The 13334-nt window shown below is 70.8% G+C and carries 11 protein-coding genes; 6 read left to right on the top strand and 5 right to left on the bottom strand.

Going from position 1 to position 13334, the window contains the following annotated elements; genetic code table 11:
* Positions 1–75: 75 nt before the first annotated feature.
* Positions 76–474 carry an SCP2 sterol-binding domain-containing protein gene (locus tag IT371_27675; protein MCC6751463.1) on the top strand — a complete coding sequence of 133 codons (399 nt, stop codon included), beginning with the start codon at positions 76–78 and terminating at the stop codon, positions 472–474.
* Positions 471–1910, top strand: a complete 1440-nt coding sequence (locus tag IT371_27670; GenBank protein MCC6751462.1) for an FAD-binding oxidoreductase — start codon at positions 471–473, stop codon at positions 1908–1910. Before IT371_27675 ends, IT371_27670 begins: the two co-directional genes overlap by 4 nt.
* Before the next feature lie 28 nt (positions 1911–1938).
* Here IT371_27670 and IT371_27665 read toward each other — a convergent pair whose 3' ends face one another.
* From IT371_27665 to IT371_27655, 3 genes are all read right to left on the bottom strand, one after another.
* Positions 1939–3036: a hypothetical protein gene (locus tag IT371_27665; GenBank protein MCC6751461.1), complete on the bottom strand. Its 1098-nt coding sequence runs from the start codon at positions 3034–3036 to the stop codon at positions 1939–1941.
* A gap of 41 nt (positions 3037–3077) precedes the next feature.
* Entirely contained in the window at positions 3078–4226 is a 1149-nt protein-coding gene (locus tag IT371_27660; protein ID MCC6751460.1) for an NnrS family protein, read from the bottom strand.
* A gap of 86 nt (positions 4227–4312) precedes the next feature.
* On the bottom strand, positions 4313–5572 hold the full coding sequence (locus IT371_27655) for an alginate export family protein (protein ID MCC6751459.1): 1260 nt from the start codon (positions 5570–5572) through the stop codon (positions 4313–4315).
* 202 nt (positions 5573–5774) lie between these two features.
* Between IT371_27655 and IT371_27650 the strand changes: the two genes are divergently transcribed.
* Genes IT371_27650 through hemG form a run of 4 tightly spaced genes read left to right on the top strand, consistent with a single transcriptional unit; the run spans position 5775 to position 11280 of the window.
* Positions 5775–6236, top strand: a complete 462-nt coding sequence (locus tag IT371_27650) for a hypothetical protein (protein MCC6751458.1) — start codon at positions 5775–5777, stop codon at positions 6234–6236.
* A 35-nt stretch (positions 6237–6271) separates the two neighbouring features.
* Positions 6272–7381, top strand: a complete 1110-nt coding sequence (locus tag IT371_27645) for a YncE family protein (GenBank protein MCC6751457.1) — start codon at positions 6272–6274, stop codon at positions 7379–7381.
* 45 nt (positions 7382–7426) lie between these two features.
* Positions 7427–9862, top strand: a complete 2436-nt coding sequence (locus IT371_27640) for a hypothetical protein (protein MCC6751456.1) — start codon at positions 7427–7429, stop codon at positions 9860–9862.
* Positions 9862–11280 carry a protoporphyrinogen oxidase gene (gene hemG, locus IT371_27635; GenBank protein MCC6751455.1) on the top strand — a complete coding sequence of 473 codons (1419 nt, stop codon included), beginning with the start codon at positions 9862–9864 and terminating at the stop codon, positions 11278–11280. Before IT371_27640 ends, hemG begins: the two co-directional genes overlap by 1 nt.
* On the opposite strand, the gene IT371_27630 is transcribed toward hemG, so the two are convergent.
* Together IT371_27630 and IT371_27625 are read right to left on the bottom strand one after the other, a co-directional pair.
* Entirely contained in the window at positions 11196–12713 is a 1518-nt protein-coding gene (locus IT371_27630) for an alpha/beta fold hydrolase (protein ID MCC6751454.1), read from the bottom strand. The genes hemG and IT371_27630 overlap by 85 nt on opposite strands.
* Before the next feature lie 109 nt (positions 12714–12822).
* Positions 12823–13272, bottom strand: coding sequence for a MarR family transcriptional regulator (locus IT371_27625; GenBank protein MCC6751453.1), 450 nt, complete (start codon positions 13270–13272; stop codon positions 12823–12825).
* Between the last annotated feature and the right edge of the window lie 62 nt (positions 13273–13334).

The raw sequence follows: 13334 nt of genomic DNA, 5'->3' as shown, positions 1-13334 counted from the left end.
ATCACCGCCCGGCGCGGTTGGCCAGCCCAAAGGGCTCTTTCGAGAGGCTGCAGCCGCTCCCGCGGGAGGCGCTTCGTGCACGCCGTGCAGATCGAGGACCCGGCTCGGATGAACCTGCTCGGGCTGATGCTCGCGCAGCTCATCGACCGCAACCTGACGGCGCGGCGGTGGCGCACCCACGGACCCCTCACCCGGGTCGTGGTGCGCGGGGGGCGCATGGCCGTCACGCTCGTCTTCGGCCAGGGGAGCTTCACCATCCGCCGCGGGGCGGTGGACGCCCCCGACGCCGAGCTCACGGCCTCGCTCGAGACGCTCGTGGACCTGGCGCTGCGGGGGGGCATTCTCGGCGCGCTCGCCTCGGGCCGCCTGAAGGTGGAGGGGAACACCCTGGCGCTCCTCCGTTTGCGACCCCTTCTGCGCACGCGCGGCGCCCCGAACAGCTTCGGCGTGCTCGAGCGAGCGGAGCTCGAATGAGCTTCCGCGCCCTGCGCGCCGCGTTTGCGGACGCCCTGGGTGTGGACGGCGTGGTCTACGATCCGCAGGCGCTCGCGCGCTACGCGGAGGATCTCTCCGAGGAGGCGCCCCGAAAGCCGCTCCTCGCGGTGCGCCCGAAGAATACGACCCAAGTGCAAGCGGCCCTGCGCGTGGCCCGCGAGCACGAGGTGGCGCTCACGCCGCGCGTGGCGGGGAGCAGCGCCTCCGGTCTCACGCTCTCGCTGGAAGGGGGCGTGGTCCTCGACCTCTCGCGCATGCACCGCATCCTCGAGGTATCGGCCGAGGACCGCTTCGCGCTCGTCGAGCCGGGAGTGACCTGGGCCGCGCTGAGAGCCCGCCTCGGCGAACAGACGCCGCGCCTGCGGGTCGGATATCCGCTCGCGCCGCCGGATTCGTCGGTCGTAGCCGGCTGCCTGCTCGACGGCATGACCAACCTCTCTTTGCGCTACGGCTCGATGGGCACCTGGATCGCGGGGCTCGAGGTGGTGCTCCCCAACGGACACCTGGTGCGCACCGGCGCCGCGGCGGGCGGGGGCGGCTTCTTTGGCCACAGCCCGCTGCCGGACCTGACGGGGCTCTTCGTCGGCTGGCAGGGAACGAGCGGGGTGGTGACGAAGCTCGGCCTGGAGCTCTGGCCCGAACCGGCCGTGCGGCGCCACCTCTTCGTGCTGGTCTACGAGCGCGCGGGCGCCTTCGCGATGATGCGCGAGCTCGCCCGCCTCGAGTGCTGCGACGACGTGGGGGCCGTGACCTGGCCCGCGGGAAAGCTGCTCCTCGAGCAGACGCGCCCGCTCGAGCGCGACCCCGAGGAGCCCGAGGTCTTCCTCTACCTGGAGCTCTCGGGGCAATCGGAGCGCGAGCTCTCGTTGCGGGTGGCGCTCGTGCACGACGCGCTCGAGCGGCTACGCAACCACGGGGTGGAGCACGAGGCCCCCGTGCCGCTCGCGGACCTCTTGCGGCTGAACCCGCGCTTCGCCTGCTTCGCCGAGACCCCCACGCGCCTCTCCTTCCTGCTCGATCCCCCCGGGGGCGGGCTGAGCTGGATCGGCGCCTACGGACCGCTGAGTCGCTTCGACGGGCTCGCCGACCACGCGGCGGCGCTGATGGCCGACCGCGGCTTCGCCCCGCTGATGCTGGGCCGTCCCATGAAGGGGGGCCACTACGGGGCGCTGCGCTTCATCTCCACCTTTCGCCGGCAGCACCCCGAGGAGGTCGCGCGCGTGCGGCACCTGTCGCGGGAGCTCCTGCACGCGGTGCTGGACCACGGCTGCCTCCCCGAGCGCATCCCTCCGTGGGCCTTTCCGGAGCTCAGGGGGCGGCTCGACGCGGGATACCTCGAGCTCTTCGCGCGGCTGCGACAGCTCCTGGACCCGACGGGGACGCTCTCGCCGCACTGCCTGAGCACGGCGCCGTAGGGGGCGTGACTGGCGCGGCAGCTCGGCGCTATTTCCGCGAGCGGCCCAGGCGCAGCGCGGCCAGCGTCACGCCGAAGAAGAGGAGCACCGAGAGCGTGTTGATCAGGGCCCCCGCGCGACGGAGCGTGACGAAGGTGAAGAGGTCGCCCGCAACGCGCAGCACGAGGGAGAGGTGCAAGGCCGCGAGGGGGACGAAGAAGGCGCGCGTGAAGGGGATCGGGCGGCCGAGGATCGAGGGGAAGATGATCGGCGCGTGCCCGAAGATCATGGAGAGCACGAAGCCGACGAAGAGGCTGTGCAGGAGCGCGTCGTAGAGCAGGCCCGCCCCCGGCACGACCGCGGCCAGCCCGATGGCCCCCGAGACGACGAGCCAGAAGTAGCCGCCGAGCAGCGCCAGCGCCGAGAAGCGCGGCAGGCCCGGCCGCCGCAGGTTCAGACGCGCGATGTCGTGGCGGAGGAGCCAGAGCGCGAGCGCAACGAGGGCGGCACCGACGAGTCGGGGGGCGATGGCGAGGCCCGCCGCGGAGAGACCGAGCGCCGCCGCGTAGAGGACGAGCAGCGCGAGAAAAAGACCTACGGCCGCGCGGGAGGGGCGCAAAATCCGACTGAGCAGGAGCCGCTCCGCCCCGATGGTGAGCACGAAGAAGGCGCCCCAGAGGCTCGTCACCTCGGCGACGCCACGCCCCGAGAGCCAGAGCAGGTTGCCCGAGAGCCACGCGATGGCCCCCGCGGCCATGAGCCAGAGGGGGAGGCTCGGTTGCTTGAGGGTCAACACGACCTGCACGGCAAGAAAGAGCAGGCTCCCCGCGCCGTAGAGGCTGACGCCGACGCGGAGGTCGAGCCCCGCGAGGAGGGCCGCCGTCCCGAGCAGGCAGGTGAGCGGGGCGAGATAGCCCCAGAGACGCGCGAGAGCCACCGCCCGCTCGAGCGCGACGAGCGCCCCGACGAAGCCCGAGACCATGAGCGGGCCGTGGAGCGCTGGCAGGCGGCCGGTCATACCCGGCCAAGCGAAGGGCAGCCGCAGGAGCCCGGCCCACAGGGCGAAGAGGAGCGCGAGCTGGGCCCCGAAGAGGAGCGCGAGCCTTCCGGGGTTCAGGCGCGCCGGGGTGCTGGACTGAGGCTGCACGCGAATCGTCCCCCCCTCCGGCGGCGGGCCCTACCCTGCTACTACCCCGGTTTCCCGTCGGCGCGGGGCCGCACCAGTATCGGGACGTATACGACGAGGTAGAGGAGGAAGGCCAGTCCCCACAGGGTCGCGGGGACGGTGAGGGCGACGAGGTATAGGCGCGCCGGCCAGAGCGAGACGAGCGCGCGGGCGATGGTGGCCAGAAGCACGAGGAGGTAGGCGACCACGAGCGAGCGCGGGAGCACGAGGGGTCGGCCCGTGTGCCCGAGCGCCACGCGGGTCATCATACCGAGGGTGAGTCCGCCGATGGCCCCCACGGTGAGCACGTGCGTCGCGGCCGTGAGCGGCAGGCGAGGCCAGAGCCGCGCCACCCCGAGGAGCAGGAGCCCGAGGCCGACGAGAGCATACCCGGCGTGCAGCACCGCGAGCAGCGGGACGCGCCGCGTGGCCCAGCTATTCCAGCCGCGCATCCGCGCGAGGTGAAAGAGCCCCGTCACGAGGGCCACGCCCGCAGAGACCTGGGTCGGGAGCCACGGCAGCGCGTCCACGACGAGGAGCACGGTCAGCCCCCCGAGGGCGAGCTGGTCGATGCGCCCGCGCTGGCGGTAGGTGCCCTGGATCGCGTTGGCCGTGAAATTGGGCACGATGCGCCCCCCCACGATGGCCATGATCAGCAGCACCGCGTCGAGCGCGACGTAGATCGCGGCACGGCCGAAGTCGGGGGCGATACCGTGCGGCGCGAGGTGCAGGAGCGCGTTCGCGCCGGACAGCACGAGGAGGAGCACCGGGAAGGCGTAGTTGCGCCGGCTCTTCGCGCCGAAGATCGGGCGCGCCACGACAACGGCCAGCGCGGGGAGAAAGGCGAGGTCGGCCGCCATGACGAGCTGCCAGGGGAGCGCCGGCACGAGGAGCGCCACCCGTCCCGCGAGCCAGAGGAGCGCGAGCAGGCCGAGGAGCGATCCCTCGGCGGTCATGCGCTGGGTCCAGTTGCGCACCGCCGTGAGGAGAAAGCCCGCCAGCACCGCCACGGTGAAGCCGAAGAGCATCTCGTGGCTGTGCCAGCCGATGGGCCCGAGCGGCGTCGCCAGCCGCATGTGCCCGGCGAAGACCCCCGGCCAGATCGGCACGAAGGAGACGCCGAGGAGCGCCGCGAGCAGAAAGAAGACGCGGAAGCCGTAGGCCAGAAGCACCGGCCCACGCTGGACGGGAGGTCTTTGCGGTAGCGGCGACGACGCGCCTGGGGCGACGGTAGTCATCGTGCCGGAGAGCTATAGCACTAGAAGGTCACATCGCCCATCACGTACCCGAACGTCTCCGTCGAGCGATCGTCCCGGCAGCCGCCACGGATGCAGGTCATGCCGCGCGTAGGGACCATCACGCCGAAACCGGCCTGCGCGCCGAGGAGCTTGTTGTAGCGGTAGTTGACCACCAGATCTACCTCGGGGCCGAGCTGGATCACCCCGCCCGCGGGCGTGCTGAGCTTCTTGCCCATCCAGAAGTAATGGAAGTCGGCCCAGACGGTGAAGCCCTTGGCGGGCGAGACCTGCAGGCGGCCGCCGAGGTCCATCAGGCCCATGTTCGCCGTGTCCTTGGGCAGGTTCAGGAAGAAATCCATGTAGCCGTAGAACTTGTGGTTCGTGCCGTACAGCGTGTCGAAGGTCTTGAGCTTGTCGTCCTTGGCGTCGTCGTCGCCCGAGAGGTATTCGAACCAGCCCTGGATCATCGGGGCGAGCTTCACCGGGAGGGTGTAGCCGAGCTTCACCGCACCCATGAAGGCCGCGATGGTCTTCTGCGCGGCACCCTGGTCCTGCCAGCCGGTCTGGTAGAAGAACTCTCCGCTGTAGAAGAGTCCGGCGGCCGGCTCTCCCTCGAGGTAGGCCCCGAGCGTGAAGCGGTTGCGGGGGAGCGACCCGTTCCGATCGTAGATCAGCATGATCGACGGGCGCACCGCCTTGAGCTTGCCGTAGCGCAGCCAGACCGCGCCGAGGTCGATGTCCCCCGGGGTCCCGCGCACGGCGTTCCCCTTGTCGTCGGCCTGGTAGACGTCCTTCTCGCCGATGCGCGCCCAGAAGAGCTTGGTCGTGAGCCCCTTGTGCTCGGCGGTGAAGTTGATGGCGTTCAGCGCGCGCCCTTGATCCGTCCAGTTGCCGGCGCCGACGAGTCGCTCGTTGTCGAGGACGATCTCCTGCCGTCCGATGCGGAGCGCGAGCCCGAGCGGACAGCGCAGCTCGGCCCAGGCCTGGTGCATGTCGAAACCGTCGGACTTGTAGTCCCCTTGCGGGTCCAGCTCCTCGCCCCAGGTGCGCACGTCCTGGGCCTGGATCATCACGGAGGCCCACTCGAAGAGCTTGGCCTCGAGGCCGAGGCGCGCGCGGTGGGTCACCGCGTGATAGCCGGGGCCGGCCTTGAAGTCCTTGCCGCTATGCCCGATGAAGCGCGGCCGGTACTCGAGGTGCGGGATGAACTCCACCTTCTTGCCGAGCTTGATCGACAGCAGCGGCAGCTCGTCCGCGGCCCGACTTGCACCGGGTACCAAGAAAAGGGAGGCTACAACGATGAGCGCTGGCGTCCGTCGTCCACTCAGATACATTCTCTTTCTCCGCGTGATCCACAGGTGGGCGTGCGAGGTCACGCTATGCTCGTCGACCACTCGCACCTTGACCTGATCACACTTGATCCTTGATTCGAGTCAATTTTTTGGAAAACCGTGTCAATAAGGCCCGCTCTGAGGCCCACGCATGAAGTTCCTCTACCTGCGCTGGATGATCCGCACGGCGCTCGTCTGCTTCGTCCTCGGAACCCTGCTCGGGCTCACCATGTTTCTCGCGCATCGCGTGCCGGCGCTCGGCTGGGCGCACGCCTACCGGGGCGTGCACGTGCATCTCATTCTGGTGGGCGGCGTGATGCAGATGATCATGGGCGTGGCGCTGTGGATGTTCCCGCGGCGGAAGGACCCGCCGTACTGGCCCACCGCGGTGCAAGGCTGGAGTCTCTACGCGCTGCTCAACCTCGGCACGCTGCTCCGCAGCCTCTTCGGCGCCTATCACGCGAGCTCGCTTGCGAGCTATGTGCTCACGCTCGCCGGCACCTTGCTGCAGGTTGCGGCGCTGTTGTACTTTGTCGCGCTCGCCGCTCGACGCGTCCGCGGTCCTTCGCTCGACGTGGACCCCGGCAGAGCGTCCCGATCCGAGGAAGGATGACGCGCCCGCGTGAGCGAACATCGAGGAGGTCGAGCATGAAGGTAGCGGTCTTGGGACTCGCGGCGCTCGTGGCCTGCAGCAGCACGACGACGACCGCGCCGGATGGCGGCGGCAGCGCGGACCAGGGGGTATCGAAGCCGGTCTCGACGACCACGATCTTCGTGGCGGTGGAGGACCAGGGACAGGTCGCCGCGGTGGAGGCGAACAGCGGGAAGCTCCTCGGCAAGGCCTCGCTGCAGTACACGAGCCAGGACGGCCACCCCGTCGGAGTGCTCGTGCACAACGTGCAGGGCGCGCCCGATGGCAGGCTCGTCTGGGCCACGGGGAACATGAATCACGGAGGGGGCGGGCACACGGGGCACGAGAACGAGCCCGACCAGCTCGTCGGCATCGACCCCACGACCTACGCGGTGAAGAAGCGCATCCCGCTCGGCGTGATGGCGCACCTGGCGCACGTGGTGCTCGGCAACGGCAAGGCCTACGTCACCGCGACCGAGGCGAACGTGGTCTTCGAGGTAGACCTCGCGGCCGGGAGCATCCTGCGCAAGTTCGCGCTCCCGGCGAAGACGGGCCCGCACGGCGCGCGGCTGACCCCGGACGGCAAGCAGCTCGTCGTGGCGGGGATGACCGACGGCTCGATTCAGCTCGTGGACCTCGCCGACGGCAAGGTCACGACGGTCGACGTGGACGGGATCGCCGTGCAGGCCGCCGTCCTCCCCGACGGGAGCGCGGCCTTCGTCACGCTCTTCGACAAGAAACAGGTAGCGCGCCTCGATTTGAAGACCCGGGAGCTCAAGACCTTCGACCTGCCCTCCGGAGCGGTGGGTCCGCTCCAGCTCTACCCGACGGCGGACAGCAAGCAGCTCTGGGTGGCCGATCAAGGGGTCCTGAACGGCGCGCCGACGGGGGATTCGCTCTACCGGCTGAACGCGACGACGGGCGCGGTGGAGCTCACGGCGAAGGTGGGCAAGGGCCCGCACGGCGTGGTGGTCGAGGAGCACGGGTCGCGCGTCTGGATCACCAACATGGTGGACAGCACGCTGCAGAGCGTGGACGCGACGAGCGGCAAGGTGCTCTCCACGGTGGAGGTGGGGCCGAATCCGAACGGCGTGACCTGCCTGCACCCGACGGGTGCGATGCCCTGATGCACCCACGTTCACTCGCCGAACCAGGGCTCTCGACCTAGAACCATGGGCCGTCGATCGTCCACGCGGCGAGGCGGCCCCCCGGCGCCGCTCCCCACCGGGGGCGCTGCCGCGACGGAGCCTCCCGCCGACACGGCCTCCGCCCCGCTCCGCCTCAAGCTCGGCCTGCTCGCCCTCTCGGCCGCCACGCTCCTCCTGCAGGTCACCTGGACCCGCGTGCTCTCGGTCGCGCTCTGGTACCACTTCGCCTTCCTCGTGGTCAGCACGGCCATGCTCGGCTTCGGGCTCTCGGGGGTCCTGCTCACGTTGAGCTCGCGCCTCTCCGCCCTCGCCCCCGAGCGCGCGCTCCCCTGGCTCTGCGCGGGACAGGTCGCGAGCACGCTCGGCGGCTTCGCGCTCGCGAACCGCATCCCGTTCGCCCCCTTCTCGCTCCTCGGGGACCCGTGGCAGCTGCTCTACGCGCCGCTCTATCTCCTGTGCATCGCGCTCCCCTTCGTCTTCTCCGGGCTCGCCGCGGCGCTCCTGCTCAAGCGCTACGCCGCGCAGGCGGGCCGCATCTACTTCTACGACCTCGTCGGGGCCGCGCTCGGCTGCCTGCTCGTGATCGTGACCCTGCGCTTCGCCGGCGGCTCGGGGGCCATCGTGGCCAGCGCCGCGCTCGCGGCCGGCGCGACGGCCTTCTTCGCGGGGCGAGAGGGGCGCTATGCGGCCGTCGGGGCCCTGCTCCTGCTCTTCGCGGCGAGCCCCTACGCCGAGCGCGTGGTCCCGATCCGTATCTCGCAGAACAAGACCCTCGGGCCCGTGCCGGTGCAGGAGCTGCTCGAGAAGGGCGCCAGCCTCTACACCGGCTGGAACGCGATCTCGCGGGTGGACGTGATGCGCGCGCCGTGGGGGCGGCAGATCCTGATCGACGGCGGGACGGCGGTGACGCGCATGCCGCGCGTCGCGGGGCGGCCGACGGGGAAGGAAGGACTCGCCGACTTCCGCCAGCAGATCTTGCGGCCCGGGCAATCGGTGCTGGTGATCGGCTCGGGGGGCGGCTGGCACGTCGCGGCGGCGCTCCGCGCGGGGGCGCGGCGCGTGGTGGCGGTAGAGGTGAATCCGCTGATCAACGACCTCGTCGCGACGGAGATGGCGCGCTTCGTGGGGGACATCTTCAGCGACCCGCGGGTCGAGCTCCACACCGACGAGGCCCGAAGCTTCATCCGGCGGCGCGGCGAGCGCTTCGACGCGATCCTGGCCGGGCACACGATCAGCAACGCCGCCACCGCGTCGGGGGCGATGAGCCTGGCCGAGAACTACGTCGTCACGGTGGAGGCGCTGCGCGACTACCTCGCGCACCTGACCGAGCGCGGACGCCTCTGGATCAGCCGCCCCGAAGCGCAGCTCCCGCGGCTCGCCGCCACCGCCCGCGCGGCGCTCGAGGCGCACGGCGTGGCCGACTCGAGGCGCCACGTGCTGGCCTACGCGCTCGGCACCGAGCCGAGCTTCTTCAGCGTGCTCGTGGTGAGCCGCGCCCCGCTTTCTGCCGAGGAGGTGCGCGCGGACTCGACGATTCTGAACCGCTTCGGCCTGCGCGTGCTGCACCTGCCCGGGCTCGAGGCGGGACCGGGGATCTACCGCCAGCTCCTCGCCGCGGCCCCCGAGACGCTCGAACGCCTCTACGACGAGAGCGCGAAGCAGCTTCGCCCGGCCACCGACGACCGGCCCTTCTTCAACCAGCAGACGCGCTGGCGCGACCTCTCGCTCGCCACCTTCCGCAGCGTCTTCAGCCAGGCCGACCGCGCGCGCTGGGCGCTCGAGGATCAACCGGTGGGCGAGGTGGTGCTGCTGATCGTGCTCGCGCAGGCCGGGCTCCTCGCGCTGCTCCTCATCCTCCTCCCCTTGTGGATCGGCCGGCGCTACGGGCTCGCGGGGTCGGGCGCGCTCCTCGGCTACTTCTTCCTCCTCGGGCTCGGCTTCATCCTGGTGGAGATGGCGCTCATCCAGCGCTTCACGCTCTTCATCGGGCAGCCGGTGCACACCTTCGCCACGGTCGTCGGCGCGCTGCTCCTCTCGTCGGGGCTCGGCAGCCTGCTCAGCCAGCGCCTGGTGGGCTACCTCCCCGAGCTCCCGCGCCGGCTGGTGCTGATCCTCTGCCTCGCGGTGGCGCTGCTCCTGCTCGTGGCGCTTGGCAGCCCCGTGCTCCTGCGCGCCGCGCTGGGCCTTCCCCTCGCCGCACGCGTGGCTCTCTCGGCGCTGGTCATCTTCCCCGTCGGGCTGGTCCTCGGCATGCCCTTCCCGCTCGGCCTGCGCTACGCAGGACAGGCGCGCGCGCAGGTCATCCCGTGGGCCTGGGGCCTGAACGCCGTGGCCTCGGTGGTGGGTTCGGTGCTGGCGATCGTCCTCGCCACCGCGATCGGCTTCTCGGGGGTGGCGCTCGCCGCCGCGGCGGTGTATGCGATGGCCGTCGTGCCATGGCTCCGTCGGAGGGAAGGCTGATGTCCCGGGTCATCGTGATTGGAGGCGGGCTCTCGGGCCTGGCCACCGCGTTCGTGCTCCAGCGCCTGGCCGCGAAGGCGGGCCGCGAAGTTGACGTGACCGTGCTCGAGGCGGAGGGCCGCGCCGGCGGAAAGATCCGGACCGTGGCGCGGGACGGCTTCTCCTGCGAGGCGGGGCCGGCCGGGTTTCTCGACAAGGAGCCGCGCACCTTCGAGCTCTGCGAGGCGCTCGGCTTGAGCTCGGCGCTCCTTCCCGCCTCGGACGCCTTCGAGAACCGCTACCTCTTCGTGCGGGATCACCTGGAGCCGGTGCCGATGCACCCGGTGAAGCTCGCGCGCTCGCAGCTCCTCCCCTGGGCGGGGAAGCTCAGGCTCCTGGGCGAGCCCTTCGTCCCCCGGCGCAAGGAGCAGGGCGATGAGTCGATCGCGGGCTTCGTGCGGCGGCGCATCGGCCCCGAGGGGCTGCGCTGGCTCATCGACCCGATGCAGAGCGGGATCTACGCCGGTGACCCCGAGCGCCTGAGCGTGAGGAGCTGCTTCCCGCGGGTCGTGGAGGTCGAGGAGCAGTACGGCAGCCTCGTGCGCGGCATGGTACGGCTGCAGCTTCAGCGGCGACGCGAGCGGCGCGGCGCGAAGGGCGGCAAGCAAGGGGTCGCGGGCGCGGGACCGACGGGACGCCTCACGACTCTCGGCGCGGGGATGCAGCAGCTCACCGACGCGCTGACCGCCGCCCTCGGACCCGCCGTGCGCTGCGGCGTGCGCGTGACCCGCCTCGAACGGGTGGGACCGCGCTGGCAGGTGGGCGGCCCGGGACTCGCGCAGGCGCTCGAGGCCGAGCTGGTGATCCTGGCCGGGCCCGCCTACGCCGCGGCGGAGCTGCTCCACGCGCTCGAACCCACGCTGGCCGGCGAGCTCGCGGCGATCGAGTACGCCTCGCTGAACGTGGCCTGCCTCGGCTACCGGCGCGAGGACGTGCCGCACCCTCTCGACGGCTTCGGCTTCCTCGTGCCGCGCGGCCAGGGGATGCGCCTGCTCGGCGCGCTCTTCAGCTCGTCGATCTTTCCGCGCGAGGCCCCGAGCGGACAGGTGCTCCTGCGCGTGATGGTGGGTGGCGCACGCGACGGTGCCCTCGCCGCCCTCGACGACGACACGCTCCTCGGGCTCCTCCGCGAGGACCTCGCGCGGTCCATCGGCGTGCGAGCCGCGCCGAGCTTCGTGACCCTCTTCCGCTGGCCGCAGGCCATCCCGCAGTACAACGTGGGGCACGCGGCGCGACTCGAGCGACTCGACGCCCGCGTGGCGCAGCTGCCGGGCCTGCTTCTCACCGGCAACGCCTATCGCGGCATCGGCGTGAACGACTGCGCGCGCAACGCCTGGCCCGTCGCGGAGCGGGCGCTGGAGCTGCTGGCGAGGGCGTAGGGGCCAGTCGCGCGACGCGAGGGCCGTCGCTCGTGTCCCTTGAACCCTGGCCTTGTGACGAAGCGCGGCACCTGCGCGCTCCGGTCCGGGAGGTCTTCGACCTCGGGCACCCTCCCCCGCAGCAGGTACTGCTCGAGGACCCGGGAGAGCGCCCGCGGCTCGGCCCAGAAGTCGGCCACGTGCCCGTAGGAGGGGACCACGAGCTGCTGCACCGCGGAGTAACGCTCGACGAGCTCCTTGCGGGCGTTCTCCGGCGGGGTCGAGAAGTCCAGCGCGCCGCTCAGGATCAAGGTCGGCGTGGTCACGGCGAGCGGACGCGGCGCATCCCGATACGCGAGAAAGTCCGGGTCGTAGGGGGGCGCAAAGAGCAGCTCTCCGAGGGGCGAGCCGAAGCGTCCCGGCGACATCGCCGAGCGCGCCCGGTAGTCCGCGTCGGGCTGCCAGTCGGTGATGAGCCCCTTCCAGAAGAGGTCACCCCACTCGTCCATGATGCGCGGCAGCACGAGATTGTGGCCGAGCGACAACAGCGCGAGGCGGAAGGTGGAGTTCTTCTCGTGCGCGCGCGAGAAGGCGGTGAAGACCCGGCGCGCGGTGCTCCGATGGAAGAGCAGGAAGAAGGACATGATCCGGATCCGGTCGGGGTCGACGCGCAGGCCCCAGCTACGCTCCGGCAGCCCCATGAGCACCCGATGGAAGGCGGCCTCGAGCCCCGGCGTGCCCGTGACTCGCTCGTACGCGGCGAAGGCGGCCTCGAGGTCCGAGGAGGACCAGAAGAAGTGGCCCGGTGGATTGGCGCCGATGAGGACCGCGCGGACCACGGACTCCGGGTGACGCGAGAGATACTCGAGAGCGAGGCGCGTACCGTAGCTGTCCGCCACGAGGTGCACCTTCGGCACGCCCAGGGCCCGGCGGAGGTCCTCCGCGTCCTCGACCATGTCGGCCAGCTGGTAGCCCCTCAGGTCCAGCCCCTCCGCTTGCCAGCTTCGCACACAGTCGTCGAAGGCGCGGGCCATCCGGACCTTTCCTCCGTCGGAGAGGAGGTCTTGCGCTGTAAGCTGGTTCTTCAGCCCGTCGCACCGCAGCCGGGTGGACGAATCGATCCCCCGATAGCCGACCTCCACCACCGTGAAGGTACCGAGGAGCGCCTCGGGATAGCGGTGCTTCAAGTTGCTCATCCCCGGCCCTCCCGTGAAGTGGAGGAGGACCGGTCGCCCGTCGAGGGGCCCGAGCCGGCGGAAGCGCAGAGCGATGACGCGACTACCGGGCCGGCGGCGGTTCTCCGGCACCAAGAGCTCTCCCAGGTCCTTGTCCATCTTCACCCTCCCAAGGTTGGCGGCTCGGAGCTCGCGCTCCGAAAAAAGGCCCGGAGCGGCGCAGGAGGCGCTCAGGGTCGCGACTACCAGGGCTCCGGCGAGATACGCGCTGCGTTCCATGACGAGCTCCTTTCTCGCTGCAGGCTGCGTCGCTACCGGGGCCGGCGAGATTCCCCGCGCCGGCCACTACATATAGAACGTTCTATCTATCAATGCGTGGCAAATTTTTTTACTCCAGCTGCGGCAGCTTCGCGCACACCTTGGCCGTGAGCTCCTGGTACGCCGCCAGCTCCGAGGCGGTCAGCGCCCCACGGATCTCCTCGGCCAGCGCGCGAAAGGCGTCCTCCTGCGCACGCAGGACCTTGCGTCCTCGCGCGGTCAGCACCACGAAGCGGACCCGGTTGTCCCGCCCCGACGGCCGCTTCTCGACGTACCCCGCCCCCTCCAGCCGGTTCACGATCGACGTCGCCGTGGGCGAGGTGACCTCGAAATAGCTGGCCAGACTTCCGACCGTGGGACCGGGCAGCGCCCCGACCGCTTGCAAGTACTGGAACTGCTGCACGGTCAGGGCTGAGAGCTCGCTCCCCGCGCCCTTGGCCGATCGATGGGCCTGCAGACGCTGGCCGTAGCGCTCCGACACCAGCTTGACGAGTTCCCAGAGCTCGGTGGTCTTGGTCATATTAGTTAGATAGCTCTATCTTTTGTATCTGTCAAGAGACGAGGATATGGTTGAGTGCTGTC

It is taken from the genome of Deltaproteobacteria bacterium, assembly GCA_020848905.1.
Lineage (GTDB): Bacteria > Myxococcota_A > Polyangia.
Note: the sequence above shows the minus strand (reverse complement) of the source record. Positions and strands in the feature narration are given on the sequence as shown.